General features: G+C 39.4%; 19 protein-coding genes and 1 pseudogene. 9 read left to right on the forward strand and 11 right to left on the reverse strand.

Going from position 1 to position 21443, the window contains the following annotated elements; translation table 11 throughout:
• Positions 1-91 precede the first annotated feature (91 nt).
• The 6 genes from QM867_RS07885 to QM867_RS07910 form a co-directional block, all read right to left on the reverse strand.
• Entirely contained in the window at positions 92-790 is a 699-nt protein-coding gene (locus QM867_RS07885; protein WP_414315520.1) for a CPBP family intramembrane glutamic endopeptidase, read from the reverse strand.
• 167 nt (positions 791-957) lie between these two features.
• On the reverse strand, positions 958-1869 hold the full coding sequence (locus QM867_RS07890) for a DMT family transporter (RefSeq protein WP_414294739.1): 912 nt from the start codon (positions 1867-1869) through the stop codon (positions 958-960).
• Positions 1870-1878: 9 nt separating this feature from the next.
• Positions 1879-2811, reverse strand: coding sequence for a serine hydrolase domain-containing protein (locus tag QM867_RS07895; RefSeq protein WP_414315505.1), 933 nt, complete (start codon positions 2809-2811; stop codon positions 1879-1881).
• Positions 2808-3533 carry a CppA N-terminal domain-containing protein gene (locus QM867_RS07900; protein ID WP_414276154.1) on the reverse strand — a complete coding sequence of 242 codons (726 nt, stop codon included), beginning with the start codon at positions 3531-3533 and terminating at the stop codon, positions 2808-2810. Before QM867_RS07900 ends, QM867_RS07895 begins: the two co-directional genes overlap by 4 nt.
• 149 nt (positions 3534-3682) lie before the next feature.
• Positions 3683-4501, reverse strand: coding sequence for an endonuclease/exonuclease/phosphatase family protein (locus QM867_RS07905; protein WP_414315506.1), 819 nt, complete (start codon positions 4499-4501; stop codon positions 3683-3685).
• A gap of 52 nt (positions 4502-4553) precedes the next feature.
• Entirely contained in the window at positions 4554-6740 is a 2187-nt protein-coding gene (locus QM867_RS07910; RefSeq protein ID WP_414315507.1) for a PTS transporter subunit IIBC, read from the reverse strand.
• A 200-nt stretch (positions 6741-6940) separates the two neighbouring features.
• On the opposite strand from QM867_RS07910, the gene QM867_RS07915 reads away from it, so the two are divergent.
• From QM867_RS07915 to QM867_RS07935, 5 genes are read left to right on the forward strand one after another with little or no spacing between them, the layout of a single operon-like run.
• Complete coding sequence (locus QM867_RS07915) at positions 6941-7888, forward strand: TIGR01212 family radical SAM protein (RefSeq protein WP_075231835.1); 948 nt, start codon at positions 6941-6943, stop codon at positions 7886-7888.
• Entirely contained in the window at positions 7872-8429 is a 558-nt protein-coding gene (locus QM867_RS07920; RefSeq protein WP_414315508.1) for a class I SAM-dependent methyltransferase, read from the forward strand. Before QM867_RS07915 ends, QM867_RS07920 begins: the two co-directional genes overlap by 17 nt.
• Positions 8422-8676: a hypothetical protein gene (locus tag QM867_RS07925; RefSeq protein ID WP_049548182.1), complete on the forward strand. Its 255-nt coding sequence runs from the start codon at positions 8422-8424 to the stop codon at positions 8674-8676. The genes QM867_RS07920 and QM867_RS07925 overlap by 8 nt, the downstream gene beginning before the upstream one ends.
• Positions 8677-8687: 11 nt before the next feature.
• A complete protein-coding gene (locus QM867_RS07930) occupies positions 8688-10742 on the forward strand; it encodes a cation:proton antiporter (RefSeq protein WP_414315509.1) in 2055 nt (684 codons plus the stop codon).
• A 31-nt stretch (positions 10743-10773) separates the two neighbouring features.
• On the forward strand, positions 10774-11637 hold the full coding sequence (locus tag QM867_RS07935; RefSeq protein ID WP_414315510.1) for a YihY/virulence factor BrkB family protein: 864 nt from the start codon (positions 10774-10776) through the stop codon (positions 11635-11637).
• A 227-nt stretch (positions 11638-11864) separates the two neighbouring features.
• Here QM867_RS07935 and QM867_RS07940 read toward each other — a convergent pair whose 3' ends face one another.
• Both QM867_RS07940 and QM867_RS07945 read right to left on the reverse strand, forming a co-directional pair.
• The gene (locus QM867_RS07940) at positions 11865-12806 is read right to left on the reverse strand and encodes an ATP-grasp domain-containing protein (protein WP_153225626.1); all 942 of its coding nucleotides are present in this window, start codon (positions 12804-12806) and stop codon (positions 11865-11867) included.
• 13 nt (positions 12807-12819) lie between these two features.
• Positions 12820-14071 (reverse strand): annotated as a pseudogene (locus QM867_RS07945) (dicarboxylate/amino acid:cation symporter).
• Between the two features lie 251 nt (positions 14072-14322).
• Here QM867_RS07945 and QM867_RS07950 point away from each other — a divergent pair.
• The 3 genes from QM867_RS07950 (at position 14323) to QM867_RS07960 (ending at position 17231) form a co-directional block, all read left to right on the forward strand.
• Positions 14323-14676: a DUF3397 domain-containing protein gene (locus QM867_RS07950; RefSeq protein ID WP_414315511.1), complete on the forward strand. Its 354-nt coding sequence runs from the start codon at positions 14323-14325 to the stop codon at positions 14674-14676.
• 110 nt (positions 14677-14786) lie between these two features.
• Entirely contained in the window at positions 14787-16625 is a 1839-nt protein-coding gene (locus QM867_RS07955) for an N-acetylmuramoyl-L-alanine amidase (RefSeq protein ID WP_414315512.1), read from the forward strand.
• Positions 16626-16895: 270 nt separating this feature from the next.
• On the forward strand, positions 16896-17231 hold the full coding sequence (locus QM867_RS07960) for a transposase (RefSeq protein ID WP_410530119.1): 336 nt from the start codon (positions 16896-16898) through the stop codon (positions 17229-17231).
• Here QM867_RS07960 and QM867_RS07965 read toward each other — a convergent pair.
• The 3 genes from QM867_RS07965 to zapA all read right to left on the reverse strand — a co-directional run bounded on the left by QM867_RS07965 (position 17174) and on the right by zapA (position 20474).
• On the reverse strand, positions 17174-19510 hold the full coding sequence (locus QM867_RS07965; protein ID WP_414274096.1) for an endonuclease MutS2: 2337 nt from the start codon (positions 19508-19510) through the stop codon (positions 17174-17176). The genes QM867_RS07960 and QM867_RS07965 overlap by 58 nt on opposite strands.
• 116 nt (positions 19511-19626) lie before the next feature.
• Positions 19627-20175, reverse strand: a complete 549-nt coding sequence (locus tag QM867_RS07970; protein WP_414315513.1) for a CvpA family protein — start codon at positions 20173-20175, stop codon at positions 19627-19629.
• Complete coding sequence (gene zapA / locus QM867_RS07975; protein ID WP_000002025.1) at positions 20172-20474, reverse strand: cell division protein ZapA; 303 nt, start codon at positions 20472-20474, stop codon at positions 20172-20174. The genes QM867_RS07970 and zapA overlap by 4 nt, the downstream gene beginning before the upstream one ends.
• Positions 20475-20560: 86 nt before the next feature.
• Here zapA and rnhC point away from each other — a divergent pair, with 86 nt between their 5' ends.
• Positions 20561-21442, forward strand: coding sequence for a ribonuclease HIII (rnhC, locus tag QM867_RS07980; protein ID WP_414315514.1), 882 nt, complete (start codon positions 20561-20563; stop codon positions 21440-21442).
• Position 21443: the final 1 nt, after the last annotated feature.

Consider the following 21443-nt stretch of genomic DNA (forward strand, 5'->3'; position numbering starts at 1 on the left):
GAGGTCGGGACCAAAATCCCGACCTCGTTTTTATGAACAAGAAGACTTTGATACAGTGACTCATTGGACTGTTGTCAAAAAGTTTGATTTCTTAATTTCCCCAAGCAATCAAGAGATACAAGAGACTGGATCCAAACATATCAGCAAGAGCATGCATGAGAAAGAATGGCAGTAAATTCTTGACTACATACTTGTACAAGAAATAATAGAATAGACCGTAAACAAGCCCAATCACCAAGGCCGAAAGCAATCCTTGATAGGTATGGAAAGAAATCCGTATAATTATCGAGTAGACTAGAGCCAACCACTTGTGCTTTTCTTTTACTGAGATCAGTAAGCCTAAGAAGAAAAATTCTTCATAAAAACCATTTAGTAAAGCATAGCAAATAGCCATTGGCGTTAAGGCTATGAATTTTCGAATGATTTCCATAGGGTCTATAAAAGGAATTAGTTGAGGATTGAAATAATTATACTCACCACTAAGGGTTGTAATGATATCACCGAATATCCCAACTACAGCAAAGATAAAGGGAACCCAAATTAAAACAGACCAGCTCCAACGTATAGGAAGCTGTTTAAAATCATAATTTCTAATCACAAGATAAAGGAAGATAATCCCTAACATCATCAATTGAAAATTGAAATTGCTAGAATAAGCTGCCCCATCACTTGCTAGATTTTTCGTAGTTTCTGCGACGCTAGTAAGAGTTAAAGGCGATAAACTCCCCATAAATTGTTGGGTAGAACGAATGATAAACTCTCCAAACATTAGAACAGTAACGATTAAGATATCAAACTATTTTAAGTATTTTCAAGGTCTAGCAAGATAAATACTTTGTAGAAACTTCATATTCCCTCCTTATCTTTAATAATATGGATTGATTATAAAAAAATTATATGAACCAACTTGCTGAAAGATTAAAAAAAAACAGCCTTATCAAAAACTGTTTTAATCCATTAAACGGAGTGATGTTTCTTTTCCAACATTAGATCCTTCAATGAAATAATTGTTACAGCTAGTAAAATCATTGCCATACCAAGAAAATCTACAGGATAAAAGATATCTCCCATAATCATGAAGGCAAAAAATACTGCCGAGATAGGCTCAATCGAAGCCAAAAGGCTAGACTTGACTGGTCCTATCATACTAGCTCCCTTGAGGAAGGCTGTATAGGCAAAGACCGTTCCAATCAGAATGATGCCTGCAAAAGCTAGAATGGTATCAAAAGACAAGGGAACACTAGCACCGATAAGCCCCGTAAAAGGCACTGCTAAAAAACCAGAGATGGTCATTCCAACACCAATAACCAATATGCTCCCCCATTTTTGAATTAATTTTATGGGTAAAATGATATAAAGAGCATAGGTTAGGGCCGAGAACAAACCCCAGAATAGACCAGCTGGAGTCATCGAGAGTTGATCCAATTGCCCATGGGTTGCAATGAGAAAAGTCCCACCTATAGCTAAAAACATAGAGATGTTTTCTGAAAGCGTCGGAGCCACCTTATCCTTGATACAAGTGTAAGCAAGGATTCCAACTGGACAGACATACTGGAGAACTGTCGCTGTCCCAGCATTTGTCTCCTGAATAGCTGATAGATAGGCTAATTGATTTAGAAAAAGACCAAATAAAGAAAATAACAAGAGAGAAAACAGGCTTGATTTATCCTTCAGAAAAGCCATAAATTTATCCCTCGATTTAGTATAGGCAAGAAGAATCAGGAGTAAACCAGCGATTATCAAACGGATATTGGTCAGAACGAGGGCTGAAATCCCGTGAACCATCAAGTACTGACCACTGGTTCCCGATAAGCCCCAGGCAATACCTGCAATGACTGTATAAAGAGTTCCTTTTAAAGCTTTTGACATACTTCCTCCCTAGTCTGACTCTCGAATCAAGTCCATAACCTGATTACGGTCCAATATCCACTGGGCACGCTCATCTTTTTCATAGGTTCTGTTAGATAAAAAGATTACCGCCTCTTGTTTCTTACGATTCCACATGATAAAGGTCCCAGTATAGCCTGTATGGTCCAGCCAATCACCTTCAAGATTCCAGGCCAATGAGCGTTCTTTATCACTCAGATCCGAAAAATTCTGACTTAAGTCTGCAGCAAAATCATCCTGCAAATAATGCTCTAGAAAGATTTTTAAATCATGAACTGTCGAAAACAAACCTGCACTACCTGCATGCTTTCCAAGCAAACGAGCCTTGGGATCATGGACCACTCCTGCTTTCTGTCCACGGACCGTTGGAACAGCACAGTTAACTGGACCAAACTGAGTTTCATTCATTCCCCAAGGATCCAAAACTTGCTCTTGTAAAATCTGATCCAAGTCCTTTTCAAAATAGTTTTCCAAGAGAAAACCTAGCAAGAGAAAGTGCACATCCGAATAAAGAAAGGCTCTCTTCTCTCGTCTATTAAGATGAAACATGGCGTTCCTCAACTGGTCTTCTGAAAGCTGATCCCTATTTGGGATAAAAGGATCTAAATCCGTTGCATGCGTTAATAATTGTCGAACGGTAATGTCGGGATAATCTACTTCTGGAAGATAAGCTTCTATGAACTGATCTAGTTCAATCTTGCCTTCCTTCCACAAGAAGGTTAAGACCGTTCCTACTCCAACAACCTTGCTGACACTTGCCAAATCATAGACCAAGCCCTCACGCGTCTGTTCACCAATTTCTGGATTTGCTTCTCCTAGATACCAGTCAGACCAAACGCCATCCTGATAATATGCAAAAGAGGCACCAGGATAAATCCCCGCCTCAATTTGTTGCTTTATTTTTTGAATGATTTTTTGTTTCATACTGCTTCAAACCACAATTCAATATTGTTGGTATCCTTAGTTAGGAAAAACTTCTCCGATTTTGGAATAAAGTAACCAGCTTCTTCAAAACGCTGACGCAATACAGGCAAATCTAAATTCTCTACTTGAAATTTCAACATGGACAAATCCCAAGTTACATTATTTTCAACCAGTAAATCGCTCCCTTGAGCTTGATTAAAAGCTAGTCGATTTTCGATTTCTTCTTTTTCAAGTAGGCTTGATATCTCATCTGGTAAGTTGATTTCCACAGAGATTTCAAAGGCTGTCAAATATCTCAGTTTCTCATCTTTTGAAAAAGTGACTTCTTCCTCAACTTTTTTCAAATCTTTGATATTATCTTCAGCATGAATAAGAATACAATCCCCTTCTGGAGAAAGAAGCTCAAAAGCATATCCCTTAGCCCCCTTATAGAGTTGAGGGATTTCTTCCATTCTAGCTAGTAGTGCTTCAATCTCAGATGGCTTCTCTACCTTTACAAGTAATCTAGCTAATTTTTTAATCCCTTCAACCTTACGGCTCCTCATACTTGGTGACTCTTCTAAAACTAACTTTTCAATGCCTGACTGGTCTCCTAGTGATAAGAAGGCTGACTCTTCAAGCAAGGGTTTCATCCCCAAAGTCTCAATATAAAATGATTCATTTAGATTTCTATTATTTACCTTTAGCGTCGGGATCATACGCTTTATTTGATTTACAATCATAAATTCCTCCAACACTTTTTATTTTAAAGGATTTTATCTTTTTTTACAAGTTATTCAATAAAAAACTTTAACTATATTAACTCCTTAAATAAATCAACCCCTTCTGCTAGTAGAAGGGGGACTGGTTTATTTTTACTAAAATACCTTATTTAGTCTTTCCAAGCTAATTCTGCTTGGAGACCATAATGGTCGCTCACCTGTGGGCTGTTTTTACCATCAAAGACCACGTGAAGGTTTTCTACCTGCATATCCTTTGTCGTAAAGATATAATCGATTCGAAGAGGTTCGCTGTTCCCCTTCCAACCATCAATTTCAGGCGGAACAGTAAAGCTTCCACTTCTTTCTTTTGCAACTTCAAAGGCGTCTTGCAAGCCTAATGGACTAGCAAGAATTGCTTGGTAACCCTCCTGACCTGCTGGGTTGTTAAAATCACCTGCTAGCAAGAGTGGCTTGTTCAATTCTTTCAAAACTGCTTCAAAGCGCGCCCATTCCTCTTGGAAGCCTTTATCCCACCAAGAGAGATGGACACTGGCAACTGCAAGTGCTTTACCTTCAACTACTGTTTCTGCTAGAGCAACTCGACGAGTGTGGTAATCTGTCGGATCATCGACATCTGAAACCAAAATTTCACGCGCCTCAATTGGTGTTTTAGATAGGATTGCAACACCTTCATGGTAACGATCATAACCGATATGGTTGTAGGCCCAAGTCCAATAATAATTTTGACCATACTCAGCTAACTTCTCTACCAAGAGACGAACATAGTGATCTTGATGAATCGGCTCAGCAGATGGTAATGGCTGATAAAGTGCACCAGCTTCTACTTGCGCTGAAGTAATTTCCTGGTTGATTTCTTGAAAACAAATCAAATCATAACTGTTTTCAAGTATATCTTGAAGTAAAAGTTGAAACTTTTGTTCAGGATCTTTTTCCATCCAACTATGGGTATTGAGTGTTAAAAACTTCATGCTTTTCTCCTATTAAACAAGAGGTTGGAAACAGCTTCCAACCTCCTAAATATTACAATTCTACTTTTGCAACTGCTGTTTTAGCAGCAAGAGAACCTGTTTGTTCTAATTTAACTGATTTGATCGCATCACCATTTGTGAAGACAACTACAGTTGTAGTTTCACGACCAGCTTCACGGATAGCACCCAAGTCAGCTGTGACAAGAAGATCACCAGCAGCAACCTGTTGTCCTTCAGTAACACGAACTGTAAATGGTTTTCCTTCAAGACTTACTGTGTCCAAACCAATGTGAACAAGTACTTCAAGGCCTGCTTCAGTCACAAGACCAAGAGCGTGTTTAGTTGGGAAGATACTTGATACAGTACCTGATACTGGAGATACAATGTTTCCGTTTGATGGTTCTACTGCAAATCCATCACCCATCATTTTTTGTGCGAATACAGGATCCTTAACTTGATCCAATTCAATCACTTGACCGTCAGCAACTGAGTATACTTCTTCAGTAACACCTTTGTATACAACAGCATCTTGTTGAGCTGTTGCCATTTGACTTGGAAGAGTTTCAGGAATCACTTCACCTGAGTCAAGAAGGTCTTGGATATCTGATTTCAAAACGTCAGCTTTAGGTCCGTAGATAGCTTGTACACCTTGTCCTTTCATGACAAGTCCCATAGCTCCTTCAGCTTTCCATTGTTCCTCTGTTCCAACTTTTTCAGCGTCTTTTACAGTAACACGAAGGCGAGTCATACATGCGTCCACATCAACGATGTTAGCACGTCCACCAAGAAGGTTAATGATGTTAACAGCTTGAGAAGCTTCTGCAACTTTTGACTCACCAGAAGCAGCAGATTCTGATGAACCTTCAGCAGTTTCGTAGTTTCCGTTACGTCCTGGAGTAGCATAGTTGAATTTTTGAATCATGAAGTTGGCGATAAAGTACATGATAACTGCAAATAGTGCTGTTACCCAGATAAAGTTAATGATATCCATACCAAGACCAGCATTGATAGCTAGTGGAGTACGAGTCAAGAATTCAATTGAACCGAATGAGTGCACACGAAGGTGAACAATATCAGCCATAGCAAAGGCAGCACCTTGAACAACAGCGTAGACAAGGTAAAGAGGTGTTGCAACGAACATGAACATATATTCAATTGGCTCAGTAACACCTGTCAAGAAAGTTGCAAGAGCTGTCGCAATCATCATACCTTTGTATTGGTGTTTCTTGTCTGCTTCAACATTACGGTAAATAGCAGCAGCCACACCCATCAAAATACCGAATGAACCAATCATTTGTCCAACTTTGAAACGAGCTGGATGAACTGTATCTAGCAATGTTTGGTATTGACTAGCATCAGTACCTTTAAGGTTTACAAGGTCTGTTACCCATGCAAGCCAAAGTGGATCTTGTCCAAATACTTGAGTGCCTTTTGCTGCACCAGTTAAAATATCGTAAGTACCACCAAGAGCTGTATAGTTCATTGGGATAGTCAACATGTGGTGAAGACCAAATGGCAAGAGCAAGCGTTCCAAAGTACCATATAAGAATGGTGCAAGTACTGGTGCTGTTTCTTGTGAATTGGCAATCCAGATACCGAAGTTGTTGATACCTGTCTGAATCAGTGGCCAGAAAGCTGAAAGAAGAATTGCAGCGATTGCTGAGCGAAGAATAACTACAAATGGTACAAAACGTTTCCCGTTAAAGAATGAAAGTGCATCAGGAAGTTTACGGAAGTTGTAGTATTTGTTAAAAGCAGTCGCTCCAACAAAACCTGAGATAATCCCTACAAATACCCCCATGTTAAGCGCTGGTGCCTCAAGTACGCTAATGAAGTAATCAGAAACCTTGATAGATCCACCAAAGATTGTTGAAACCATAGCGTTAGGATCCTTCAACATATCCCCTGATACACCGAAGATTGTACCAGTGATACGGTTAATAAGGATAAATGCAAGACCTGCCGCAAAAGCACCACCAGCACGTTCCTTAGCCCAGCTTCCTCCAATAGCAAGGGCAAACAAAATATGAAGGTTACCGATAACCCCCCAACCAATTTGCTCTAGTACGCCACCAGTAATAACTAGGGGAGCAAGGTTTGGGTCAATCATTGCAAGTGACTTACCGATTGAAATCATCAATCCAGCCGCTGGCATAACAGCGATAACCACCATTAGAGCCTTACCGAATTTCTGCCAAAACTCGAAAGACAAGACATTTTTGAATGTATCTTTCATCATTCAAATCTCCTTTATATTTATTCGGCAAACGTTTTACGAAAACGTTTGCGCATGTTTATGTTTTAATTTTACCACTTTTTATTTTTTTGTAAAGGCTTTTATAAAAAAAATTTGACTTTTTCTTTCGCTTCACTTTCTGGTAGGCTATCTCTTACTGACCATTTTTGAGTTTACTGCCATTTTTTGTTATAATATTAGCTATGAAATCCTATAATACCTTGAATGATTATTATCGAAATTTATTCGGAGAAAAAACTTTTAAAGTTCCTATTGATGCTGGATTTGATTGTCCAAACCGAGATGGGACTGTGGCACATGGAGGCTGTACTTTTTGCACAGTTTCTGGTTCTGGAGATGCAATCGTTGCACCTGATGCTCCTATCCGTGAGCAATTCTATAAAGAAATTGACTTTATGCATCGTAAGTGGCCTGAAGTTAAAAAATATTTGGTTTACTTCCAAAATTTTACCAATACACATGAAAAACTTGAAGTGATTCGAGAACGCTATGAACAAGCTATCAATGAACCAGGTGTAGTTGGCATCAATATTGGAACTCGACCAGATTGCCTTCCTGATGAGACAATTAAATACTTGGCAGAATTATCAGAGCGAATGCATGTTACCGTAGAGTTAGGTTTACAAACTACTTATGAAGAAACTTCAGAATTGATTAACCGCGCCCACTCCTATGAACTCTACGTGGAGACTGTCAAACGACTTCGGAAGTATCCGAAGATTGAGATTGTTGCCCATTTGATCAATGGTTTGCCCGGTGAAACTCATGAAATGATGGTGGAAAACGTTCGGCGTTGTGTAAGGGACAATGATATCCAAGGGATTAAACTTCACCTACTTCACCTCATGACCAATACTCGGATGCAAAGGGATTATCATGAAGGTCGTTTGCAGCTCATGAGTCAGGATGAATATGTCAAGGTTATCTGTGACCAACTAGAAATTATTCCCAAACATATCGTTATCCATCGGATTACAGGTGATGCGCCTAGGGATATGTTGATTGGTCCTATGTGGAGTCTCAACAAATGGGAAGTTCTAAATAGCATTGAAGCTGAAATGAGACGACGTGGTAGCGTCCAAGGATGCAAGGCTGTAAAACAGGAGTTTATGAATGAAAAGACCACTTGAAATAGCGCATGATTTTCTTGCCCAAGTCATCACCCAAGAGGATATTGTTGTTGATGCGACCATGGGAAATGGCCATGATACCTTTTTTCTCGCCAAGTTGGCTAAACAAGTCTACGCTTTTGATATACAGGAACAAGCTCTAGAAAAGACTAGCCAACGTCTACAAGAAGCTGGTTTGACCAATGCAGAATTAATCCTACAAGGTCATGAAACCGTGGATCAGTTTGTAACTGAGGTGAAAGCTGCCATCTTTAATCTTGGTTATCTTCCTTCAGCTGATAAAAGTATTATCACCCAACCTCAAACAACCCTTGATGCACTGGAGAAACTTTGCCATATGCTGGTTAAGGGTGGACGAATAGCCATCATGATTTATTACGGGCATGAAGGCGGAGATATAGAACGAGATGCAGTCATGGGTTTTGTCAGTCACTTACCACAAGAAGAATATACTGCTGCGATCTATCGCACTCTCAACCAGATCAACAATCCACCGTTTTTAGTCATGATTGAAAAATTAGAAAGGTATCGCCATGGATAAACAGTACCTAAAAGATAAAATAGAAGCCATGCGTCACAACTTCGTTGAATCTACTCAACACGAACGTGCAGTCGGGATTCTAGACGAAGCTCGAATGAGCAAGAAAATGTTGAAAATCAAGAAAAAACTGATTACTCTTGAAATGGAGCGTTGTCAGAAAAAAATCGAACATAAGGACTGCTCAAAGATTGATCAAAAAATTCAAGAACAAAAGGAACTTTTTGAAGTCTGTCGTAACCAAAAATAGGGAGGTGGAAAATGAATTTACTTTTTTATCTCTTAGTATTTTTACTAGTTCTTATTGTTTCTAGCACGACCAATAAACTTCTTCCCTTTTTACCCATTCCCCTGATTCAAATTTTATTAGGGATTGGAATTGGGCTTTGCTTACCCAACAACCAATATCACTTAGATACTGAGTTGTTCCTAGCTTTAGTCATTGGCCCGCTTCTCTTTCGAGAAGCTCAAGAAGCAGATGTAACTTCTATCCTAAAGCACTGGAGAATCGTTCTCTACCTGATTTTCCCTGTCATCTTTGTTTCAACCCTGAGTATGGGGGGGCTTGCCCATATTCTTTGGGTTAGCTTACCATTAGCTGCCTGCCTAGCAGTTGGTGCTGCCTTGGGGCCTACTGACCTGGTTGCCTTCGCTTCTCTTTCGGAACGCTTCACCTTTCCGAAACGGGTTTCTAATATCCTAAAAGGGGAAGGACTTCTGAATGATGCTTCTGGTCTAGTAGCCTTTCGTGTTGCTCTCATTGCTTGGACAACAGGGACATTTTCAATCGCTCAAGCAGGAATTTCCCTAGTTATTTCCATCGTTGGAGGTTTTGCAGTTGGCCTTATAACAGCCTTCATTAATCGCTCCCTTCACTCCTTCCTCCTCAGCGTACGAGCTACTGATATCGCCAGTGAACTCTTGCTGGATCTCAGTTTACCACTTTTAACATTCTTCATAGCTGAAGAGATTCATGTTTCTGGAATTATTGCGGTCGTTGTCGCTGGTATTTTAAAAGCTAGTCGTTTCAAGAAAATAAATCTGCTTGAAGCCCAAGTTGATACTGTTACAGAGACTGTATGGCACACTGTTACCTTTATGCTTAATGGTTCTGTCTTTGTTATTTTGGGAATGGAACTGGAGATGATTGCGGAGCCAATTCTTAAGAGTGCTTTTTATAACAATGTGCTCCTTCTCATCACTATCTTCCTCTTAACCTTCCTACTCTTTGCCATCCGCTTTCTCATGATTTACGGCTTTTACGCGTTTCGAATAAAGAAACTTCAAAAAAGTCTCCACAAGTATGTCAAAGATATGCTTCTCTTGACATTTTCTGGAGTTAAAGGAACGGTTTCTATTGCTACCATCCTCTTGATACCATCTAACTTAGAGCAGGAATATCCGCTCCTTCTCTTCCTCGTAGCTGGTGTAACCCTGGTCAGTTTCCTTACTGGATTATTGGTCTTGCCACACCTTTCTGAAGAGCAAGAACCATCTAAGGATCATCTCATGCACATCGCTATCCTAAACGATGTTGCCATGGAGTTAGAGAAAGATTTGGAACATACTAAAAACAAGGTTCCCCTCTATGCTGCTATCGATAATTATCACGGACGGATTGAAAATCTCATCCTCAGCCAAGAAAACAAAGAAATCCAAGAAGACTGGGAAGCTCTTAAACTCTTGATTCTCAGTATCGAGAACGATGGTTTGGAACAGGCCTATGAAGAAGGCAAAATCGGTGAAAGAGGTTATCGTGTTTATCAACGGTACTTGAAAAGCATGGAGAACAATATTAAGCGAAACTTTGCTTCTCGCCTAACCTACTACTTCCTAGTTTCTATCCGGATTGTGCGTTTTCTCCTTCATGAATTGCTCACATTTGGAAAAACCTTCCGTTCTTGGAGAGACAAGGGAAATCAAAGACTACTAGCCATCGATTATGATCAGATTGCAGAGCTCTACCTAGCCAACACTGAAATCATCATCGAAAGTTTGGAAAACCTGAAAGGGATTTATAAGAGTTCCTTGATTAGCTTTATGCAGGAATCACGTCTCCGTGAAACCAGTCATATTACCAGTGGTGCCTTTGTGGAACGGGTTATCAATCGTATCAAACCCAATAACATTGATGAAATGTTGAGAGGCTACTATCTAGAACGTAAGTCTATCTTTGAATACGAAAAACAAAAACTCATCTCAGCCCAGTATGCCAAAAAATTACGACAAAATGTAAACAACCTAGAAACCTATTCTCTAAAAGAAGCAGCCAACACACTACCTTATGATATGATGGAATTAGTTCGCAGAAATTAAGATTTAGGTTATTATTGTGGAGGATTATGCAATGAAAAAGTTGTGGAAACAACTAACCAATAGGCCTTTATTGAAAGCTTTTTTGCACTACTATCGTGTTTCAGATATTGAATTAACTAGTGTAGCCGTGGCCTATTATTGGTTGATTTCAATCTTCCCCTTACTTATGATAGCTGTCAATATCTTGCCTTATTTTCAAATTCCAATCTCTGATTTCTTGATCACACTAAAGGAATTTTTACCAGATACGATCTATGATGTAGTAGCAAAGATTGCTCGAGAAGTACTGACTCAACCATCTGCTGGTCTCTTGAGCTTTGCAGTTATCTCAGCCCTTTGGACCTTCTCAAAATCCATGAATTTCCTCCAAAAATCTTTTAATAAAGCTTATGGAATTGCTAAAAACAGAGGGCTTATTTCCCATCAACTGATGAGTCTCCTGGTTAGTTTGGGATTACAGATTCTCTTTGCACTTGCTCTATTCCTAAGTATGTTTGGTCATATGTTATTGGATCTGTTAAAAAACTACTGGAAATCCGAAAGTTCTCTATTTGCATATTTACAAGATTTTACAGGACCGCTGATTTATGCCTTTCTGTTTGCGATCTTGATCATGCTCTATTATTTCCTTCCGAATGTAAAAGTCGGTCGTATTCGTTACGTACTTCCTGGAAGTCTGTTCGTACTTCTTACTCTCATATCTCTATTAACGATCTTTTCAGCTTACTTCAACAATTATGTTAACTATCTAGTCGACGTTCGATTTTTCAGTTCCATCATCGTTGTTGTCATGATGTTCTGGTTCATTATCATTGCCAAGATATTGATTATCGGTGCAGTAATCAATGCCAGTGTTCAAAGCCTAAAAGACTCGGACTTTAAAGCAAATCAATAATTTTTTATCGATTAATACTCAATGAAAATCAAAGAGCAAACTAGGAAGCGAGCCGCAGGTTGCTCAAAACACCGTTTTGAGGTTGTGGATAGAACTGACGAAGTCAGCTCAAAATACTATTTTGAGGTTGCAGATGGAAGCTGACGTGGTTTGAAGAGATTTTCGAAGAGTATAAACAAATCAATCCCCCAGCTATTTGATACTGGGGGATTTTTGAATTAGTTACTTTATTGTCCACTAGTGAGGGCTTGCAATTCTGTTTTTAGATACTGAGCCAAATGTTGGTGAGCAAAAATATTGGCATTTTTTTCTGCGGTAGGATTGTAGTTGGTGTTGGTATTTACATCATAGACATAAATATCTCCACTCTCTGATTGAACCCATTCAATCGCCGCAACTTCAATCTGAGCATTTTTCAAGAAATTCTCATAAGCTTCTCTTCGGCCATCTGGTAGAGGTTCTGTAATCTGGAATTTCTCAGATGTTTCCAGTTGCTCTGGTCTCTTACCGATTTGGCAACCATCTGCTGGGCACAGTTGGAAACCATCTGAAGAATCGATTGAAACAGTATAAAGGAACTTCTGGTTGATAAACTCTGAACGACGGATACGTCCATCACTTGGCTTGATGTAGGCTTGTAACAAGGTAATACCGTCCACTGAAGGTTCAAAGAGGGGACTATTGACATAGGCTTCAAGTTCTTCTTCATTTTGAAAGAGTTGAACCCCCAATCCTTTACCTGCTCGATTATGTTTGGTAATCAAAGGATAGATGTTCAATTTTCTTGCTGCTTCAATAATGTTCTCTTGCCCTAAAACCGCAACTGTTGCAGGAGTCTCGATACCAGATTCGTTTAACTTCAAATATTGTTTGACTTTACTGATTTCTAGGTTGATAGCACCGGTACCATTCACAACTTTGCGTCCGTGTGTTTCTAACCAAGTAATCACTTGCTCTGTAAATTCTGGCGCATAACGATGTCCTCTTGTGTGAGAAGAGGCAGACATACGATTGTAAAAGATACCTTGCGGCGGTGGGCTTTGCAAATCTAAAACCCCACTAGACAAATCCCACAGTTCATAAGGGACTTCTAGTTCTTCCAACCATTTGACCAAATGCTGGGTCCATTCAAGATTCTCATGGATTACATAAACTTTTGCTTCACTCATTTTTCATATCTCCTTAAGAAAAGCTGACTGATAATTGGCTTTCCTTTTCTTCTTTTAAAATATATCCTTCTGTTTTTTCGATAACGCTAACTGTTAAGATTTGACCCAAAACATTGATCATGGTACGGCCGGCATTGACAAAAAAATCAACTGCAAAAATCAAGGCCACTCCTTCAACTGGCAAGCCCAATTAAGGTGCTGCAGCTAGTAGAACTACGATAGCTCCTGATGGCACAGTTGCTGCAGTTTTTCCAATCAAAGTCAACAATAAAACAGTAAACAAGAGACTTGATAAAGAAAATTGAATACCATAGGCGTGGGCGATAAAGATTGTCGCTACTGAGAAATAAACTGCTGCTCCCTCTAAGTTAAAAGTATATCCTAAAGGAACAACTAAATCAATTGTATACTCGTCATGCCACTGTTTTTTTCAAATCTTTAAGTAGTGATGGCAAGACAACACTAGAACTACCCGTAACAAAGGCCAGTGTCAAGAGACTCCAATTTTCACGAAAGGCTGACAAATACGGAACTTTAAAGAAGACTACAATCAAAGGGAAAATAAGGAGAACCAAAACAGCATAAGCCAAATAAGTTCCAATGACAAACTGACCAAGTCCAATCAATTTATCAAGGCCAGTAGTGGCAACATCTTTGGCGATAAATCCAAAAATCCCAATCGGTGATAGTTTAACAATCACTGCAACAATCTTATAGATGGCTTCAATCCAGATTTGGAAACCTTGGATAATTTTCTGAGATTTCTCTGATTTAAAATTCCCGATTCCGTAACCAAGAAAGATGGCAAAAACGATAATTGGCAAGAGGGCACCTTCTGAAAGCGACTTAACGATATTTGATGGAATGAAACCAAGCAAAAATTCGCTGAATTTTACATTGTTGGCAATCCCATCAAGATTTCCACCAGTTTGACCAATATTCACTCCTTGACCAAATCCTAAATAGTAACTAGCAAATACAAACAATAGGGTAATAGCAGTTGTTACTGCGAAAAAGTAAACCAAGCTCTTGGTCAATATTTTTCCAAAAGATTTTTTCCCGATAACACCGGCTACTGCAACAACGATGGTTGGGAAGATTAGCGGAATGATAACCATATTGATCAATTTAATAAAGGCTTGTCCTAAAAATTGATAAAAGCCTGCAAATTGTGGCCAGATGACTGCAGCAATCACCCCCAAGACCAAAGCCACCAATAATTGAATTCCTAGTGAGAGTTTTGACCATAAAGTAACTAATTTCATAAGAAACTCCTTTGTTTTATTTGCTACTCATTCTACTACTATTCTTTCTTTCTGACTAATATATATTTTCTATGTTGAACATAAAAAAGATTTATATTGAGAGTTCAAACTATCATCGTACCGAACACATGATTCATTCTGTTCAAGCAGGAATTATAAAATCTGTTTCTTACCAATGATTTTTTGCTAAAACAGTGATAAATCACGGAATTTACTTTTCTATTCTCAAAATTTTATGATACAATAATGGTATGATTTTAATGAAACTTGCTTCCATCTTGCTTTTGGTACTAACCTTAGCTCTGGCGATTATTTTAAGCAGACTCTTTAAGTTAAAGAAAAGGGGCATCAATGCTGCTGATTTAGCTTTTCCTTTTCTAATTTTTGAATACTATTTGATTACGGCTAAGGTTTTTACACACAATCAACTTCCAGTATTGGGAACGGCCTTATCAATACTAGCAATTGTGTTAGTCTTTTTCTTCTTAAACAAAAGACGTAGTTTTTATTATCCAAAATTTATTAAATTCTTTTGGCGAGCTGGATTTTTACTAACACTGCTCATCTATATCATCATGATTGTTCAAATTTTCGTGATGAAATAGTCAACTATTATAATATAGCCCACCAGCACCTCGATCTTGGCCACTAAATGTTCCATCTGAGGCACTTTTCTGATAAAATTATAAAAAAGTTAAAATAGGAGATAAATCAAGTGAAAAAAACGCTCTTGGCAAGTGCCATTACGCTTTCAGTTTTTGGTCTAACCACCAACCTTAGCTATGCTGAGGAAAACCAAGCACAGTCAACCCCAGTAGAAACAACACACAGTGAAACCGCTACTGACAAAGTGGAGAAAAACAGTCTCCCAGCCAAGGAAACCGAACCTTCAACTGAAGCAAATGCAAATCAAACGACAAATCCAGCTAAGAAAGAAGAAGACAAGGCTCCAGAAGTCCAAAAAGATGGTTGGGTATTCGAGGAAAATATCTGGCGCTTCTATGAAAACAATGCCCCTGTTCTAAACTGGAAAAAAATCCACGGAAAATGGTACTACTTCAATAAAGATGGTATCATGCTGAGTGATACTATTTTTGATGGATATATTTTGACTACTAGCGGGGCTATGGTTGATTCTGGTTGGAGTAAACTCCAAGATAAATGGTATTACGCTAACGCTTATGGAAAAATTTCTCAACAAAAATGGGAAAAAATCGGTGGTGTCTGGTACTATTTTGACCAAGACGGTATCATGCTCAGCAACACAATTTTTGACGGCTATCTATTAACGAATAGCGGCGCCATGGCTGAGAGTGCTTGGGTAAAACAAGATGGACAATGGTACTATGCACTTGCTTCTGGTAAAGTCATCAAAAACAAGTGGGAAAAAATTGGTGGTTCTTGGTACTACTTTGACAAAGATGGTATCATGCTAAGTAAGACAATTTTTAACGGATACCTTCTCTCCAATAGTGGAGCTATGGCTGAAAGGTCCTGGGTTTATTTAGAAGGAAAATGGTACTTCGCCCAAACATCTGGTCGTCCAACTCAAGAGAAATGGGAAAAAGTCGGTAGCGCATGGTACTATTTTAACAAAGAAGGTATTATGGCCAATAACCAATGGATTGGTAGCTACTATCTCAAAGATAGTGGAGCTATGGCCGAAAAAGAATGGATTTTCGATAAAAACTATAATAGCTGGTTCTACTTAAAATCTGGTGGTACATATGCAGCGCGTGAATGGATTGGCTCTTACTACCTCAAGTCAGGTGGTTACATGGCAAAAAGTGAATGGATATTTGATAACTACTATAATGCTTGGTACTACCTGAAAGAAAATGGCCTCTACGTTACTGGAACTCAGAAAATAAACGGTCAAACTCATTTATTCCAGAGTAACGGAAAATGGATTGCTGAAATTCCAGAAAGTCGTGGATTTGAAAAAGGGAAATACACAAAAACTGTTTTCTTAGATCCAGGTCACGGTGGAAAAGACCCTGGTGCTGTTTATTATAACACTCAGGAAAAAGACCTAACCATGCAAATTTATCAAAAACTACGTAAGGAACTCCAGGGTCTTGGTTATACCGTTCTTTCTTCGAGAGATAGTGATGTCTATGTCGACTTTGTCACTGAACGTTCAAAAATGGTTAACAAAACGGACTCAGACATGTTCATCAGTATTCACTTCAATGCAAGCGGAAATCCTGCTTCAGGGAGATCTGGTATTCAAACTTACTCTTACGAAGAAGACAGTGGCTATCGTGCTAAGATCAATCCATACTGGCATAACCACCCTGACCGTATCAGTGAAAGCAATCGCCTTGCTGCAGATATCCACTCTTCACTACTAGCTGAAACTGGTGCTAAGGATGCAGGACTCCTACAAAGTAGTTTTGCTGTCCTTCGAGAAACTGATAAACCAGCGGTTCTATTGGAATTGGGCTATATTGACAATTTCAATGAGAATCAACAAGTCCGCAGTGACGCCTACCAAAACAGATTGGTTGCAGGTATTGTCAAAGGGATTCAAAAATATTACTCAGGTCAATAAAGAAAAAGTCTCGAGAAAATCTCGAGATTTTTTATATTATTCTTCTAACTTGTTGGCTTTAGGAAAGAGAAAACCAATTCCTACACAGGCCAGAACTCCAGCACCGATAACTACACCACTTGAAAGTGGCACGATATAGTCTTGTTCTTATTTCAATTGACTATAATATTTTTGCCCCCCTTTTGCTTACTACTAAAGTTTGATATACTCCCCTTATAGTGGACAGTGAAAAAACAAAATTTCACTAGAAACTACAGGGGGAGTTTTCGTATGTCAAAAAGAGGTCCGAAATCAGTGGAGGAGAAGTTAGAAGTTGTTCATCTTTACCTTAAACAAGGGAAGTCAATATCTATTTTGACCAAAGCATTTGGAGTAAATGGTGACACAATCAGAAATTGGATTCGTAAGTATCAAACAGAGGGTGTCGAAGGGCTCAAGGAGCGTCATAGCTGGAAGAAATATAGTTCAGAGTTAAAAGAAAAGACTGTAACAGATTATCTTGCAGGTAGAGGTAGTTTATCTAGGATCAAATTTTCATTCGTTTCACTTTATCCCTTAAAGGTTACAATGGTTGCGCCAGATCCACCTGCATTTTGTGGTGCATAGCCAAAGCTCTTGACCTGTTTATTTCTTTGTAGGTACTTAGTCACCCCTTCACGGATGACTCCTGTACCGATACCATGGATGATATCTACTTGAGCCATATTGTTGAGTAGGGCTTGGTCTATAAAGGCATCCAAGGCTTCCATAGCTTCCTCGTAGCGTTTGCCACGAAGGTCTAGTCGAGCTTGTGGACCTTTGCCTACTGCACGTTTAACGACGTTAACTTGTTTCTTCTTGACTGGCGCTTCTTTCTGGACTTGAACCAAGTCAAACTCTTTTTCCTCAAGCGTCATCTTAATCAAGCCAACCTGTGCTTCCCAACGTCCATCCTTGAGTTGATTGGTCAAGGTACCTCGTTGACCATAGCTTAAAACGATAATGTCATCCCCAACCTTTGGAGCTCGTTTTTTCTTGGCCTTTTGGAGGACCTTGTTTTTAGAAAGGTCAACTTTTTCAGGAGCTAACTTCTTGAGCTTAGCCTTGGCTTCAATAATCTCATGTGGTTTTAGTTGAGATTTACTGTGAAGATTTTTAAGTATATCATCACTCTCAGCTAGAGCCAAATCAACAATCTCAGCAGCTTGTTCACGCGCCTTATTGAGTTCAGTTTCTTTCTCACGATTGAGCTCGTTATAAAGTTTTTTAAGGGCACGGTTCATCTTGAGGTTTTCTTGCTCGACTTGGCGAATATTTTCAAGACGCTTCCGGCTTTCAAGTGTCTGCTCTTCCAACTGCTCAATGATCCGATTGACATCATTGTCTTGATTAATCTGCTTGCTGGCATCACCTACGATGACATCTGACAAGCCTAGACGTTTAGCAATTTCAAAGGCATTGCTTCGACCTGGAACTCCCTGCATAAAACGATAGGTTGGACGCAGGCTTGCTGTATCAAATTCCATACTTGCATTTTGAACATAGGCCGTTTCAATTCCGTAGGCCTTGAGTTCAGGATAGTGAGTGGTTGCCATAGTTTTGACCTGACGCAGACGTAAGTCTTCTAGAATAGACATGGCAAGAGCAGCCCCTTCTTGGGGATCTGTACCTGCTCCAAGCTCATCTAGTAGCAAGAGCGAGTTTTGATTGACCTTACCAAGAATATCTACGATATTGGTCATATGACTAGAGAAGGTTGAGAGACTTTGTTCGATGGACTGTTCGTCTCCGATATCTGCGAAAATCTCCTCGAAAATCCCTACACGACTGCCCTTATCGGCTAGAATTGGCAGTCCAGACTGGGCCATCAATTGCGTCAAACCTAAGGTCTTTAGCATGATAGTCTTACCACCCGTATTTGGACCAGTGATGACGATAGCTGTTAATTCTTTGCCGAAGTGCACATCATTTGCGACTGCATTTTTTACAAGAGGATGACGAACGTGCAGCAGTTGAATCTCCTGTCCCTCAGACACTTGAGGTACTACTGCCTCCGTCTCTTGGATAAAGCGAACCTTAGCACGAATCAGGTCCAAATGTCCGATAATCCAAGCATCATTTGCAATTTCTGCCGCGTGCGGTCTTACTCTTTCAGAGAGTTCTTGGAGGATACGCATCATCTCATAGCGTTCGTCTGCACGAAGACTTGCAATCTCCTCACTTAGCTTGACCACTTCACGTGGTTCGATATAAACAGTGTTCCCACTGGCAGAAATATCATGAACGACACCGGCAATCTTGTTACGATAGGTATTTTTAACTGGAAGAACCTGGCGACCATTTCGACTAGTGATGATACCTTCCGTCAACATCTGGGCCTTTTGTTTGAGAAGATCTTGCAAGACATCTCTGACTTGACTTTCACTATCATGGATTTTACGGCGGATTCGTGCCAAGTCCTCACTAGCAAAGTTCTCAATAAATCCAGCTTCGTTGATGGCTTGTAAATTCCCCTGCAAATGTGGAAAATCATGAAGTTTCTCAAACCAGTTAGCTAGATGCTCTAAACGTACATTTTCAAGATTGTCATAGAAATTCTTTAATTCACGACTAGCAAAAATGACGCGTTTGAGAAGGAGAAATTCCTCGATGTTGAGATCTGCTCCCATTTCTAAACGTTTGCAGGTTGCAGCAATGTCTTTTGTTCCCGAGATACTGAGGTGAGGATGCTCAACAAAGAGCTCTTGCATTTCTTCCATCTCTGCAAAAGCTTGCTTAATCTTATCCCCTTTATCTGTCGGAACTAGATCCTTTAATTGTTCTAATCCTTGTTCCGTCAAAAGATGGGGCTCAAATAAAGCCTTGACCTTATTAAATTCTAATGTTTCTAGTATTTTTTTATTCATTTTCTTTTCCTTAGTTATAAGCCTAAAAACCCTGTATTCAAGTTCTCAAGCTTTCTTAAAAGTCTCCTTAACTTTTGGAATTGTAAACAAAAGGCTAGGAATAATTCCCGCCCTTTTTATCCGATTAGTTTGGTTACCCAGAGTTGTTTAATCAAGTCAGTAGTCACTGGAATACTTTGAATCATATGTTTAGCTACAAAGCTGTTTTCAAGTGAATTTTGAACAATTTGTAAAGGAACAGTCGCAAGAATAGTCAGTATCATCTGGAGGACAAATAAGGTCACTCCAACTGATAAGACTCCCGCACCGATGCGAAAATATTTGCCACCAAACTTTTTGGTTGGTACTAGGTTAAAAAAGAGTCCAATCAAACGACCGATGCAATAAAAGGCGGCAAATGCTAATAGATATCCAATACCTGCATAAAAGACTTTGTCCAGCTGGAAAAGTTGATTTGATGGGAAAAAGAAGGTTCCCTGTCCTTCCTGTGGACTTGCATATGGGATCAACAAATCAAATTGTTTCCCTAAAGATTGATAAAAATTTCCTGCAAGAAGAGCTGAAATTACAGTTGCTACAAAATAGTAAATCTGGAGAACTAACCCTCTACGATAACCGATATAAAAGCTCCATGCAAGAACCAATAAGAGAAGGACGGAAATCATAGGGAATCCTCAATCTTGCTCTGTTCCTGTTTTGCTGCTACAACCTGATGACGGAGAGCTTCTAATTCTTGCTCCTTATCATCAAATTCAATCTCACGACTGAGTTGAGTTGACAAGCTATTGACTGCTAATAAAATAGCGATTGTCTCATCATCCGCTCCAGGCATTTGTTCTTTGATTGCTTCATATTTTTCTGTTGCGACCTTGGCAATTTCCTCCATAAAGAGGTTGTCATGCTCAGTTGTTAGGGTCAATGTTTTTTTTCCGAATGTAAACTTGTATCGATTTAAATTTGCCATAAAATTCACCTCACGATATTATACCAAATTTCACTAAGTTTGTCAGTTTTTACCAATTCTGCGGCTTTTATGGTACAATAAGAACTATGGCAAGTATTACATTAACCCCGAGTGAAAAGGAAATCCAAACCTTTGTTCAGCAATATGAACAGGAACTGACTCCTAGTAAAAATCCTTATATTCGCTACTTTTTCAAGCTTCCACAGGCAAGTGTTTCCGTCTATACTTCTGGAAAAGTCTTGCTTCAGGGAGAAATGGCTGAAAACTATGCCAATTTTTTTGGTTATCAGGTCAGTCAAGGAACTAGCGGACAAAATTTCCCCTTGATTGGAACAGATGAGGTGGGGAATGGTTCCTATTTCGGTGGTCTGGCTGTAGTAGCATCCTTTGTGACTCCTGACCAGCATGACTTCCTACGAAAACTAGGTGTTGGGGATTCTAAGACTCTGACAGACCAAAAGATTCGTCAGCTCGCCCCTCTGCTTAAGGAGAGAATCCATCACCAAGCTCTGCTTCTTTCTCCCAGCAAGTATAATGAAGTCATCGGTGAGCGCTACAATGCCGTTTCCGTAAAGGTAGCTCTGCACAATCAAGCCATTTTCCTCTTACTCCAAAAAGGAGTTCATCCTGAAAAGATTGTTATCGATGCTTTTACTAGTGCTCAAAATTATGAAAAGTACTTGAAAAATGAAGCCAATCATTTTTCCAATCCAGTCAGTCTGGAGGAAAAAGCCGAAGGTAAATACTTGGCTGTCGCTGTTAGCTCAATCATTGCACGTGATCTCTTTCTAGAAAATCTCGAAAATCTGGGACGAGAACTTGGTTACCAACTTCCAAGTGGGGCTGGAGCGACTTCTGATAAGGTAGCTAGCCAAATCCTCCAAGCTTATGGTAGGCAGGGACTCAACTTCTGCGCCAAACTACACTTTAAAAATACTGAAAAAGCAAAAAAACTGCTAGAAAGGTAAA

The sequence above is a fragment of the Streptococcus infantis genome (assembly GCF_047463635.1).
GTDB lineage: Bacteria > Bacillota > Bacilli > Lactobacillales > Streptococcaceae > Streptococcus > Streptococcus infantis_W.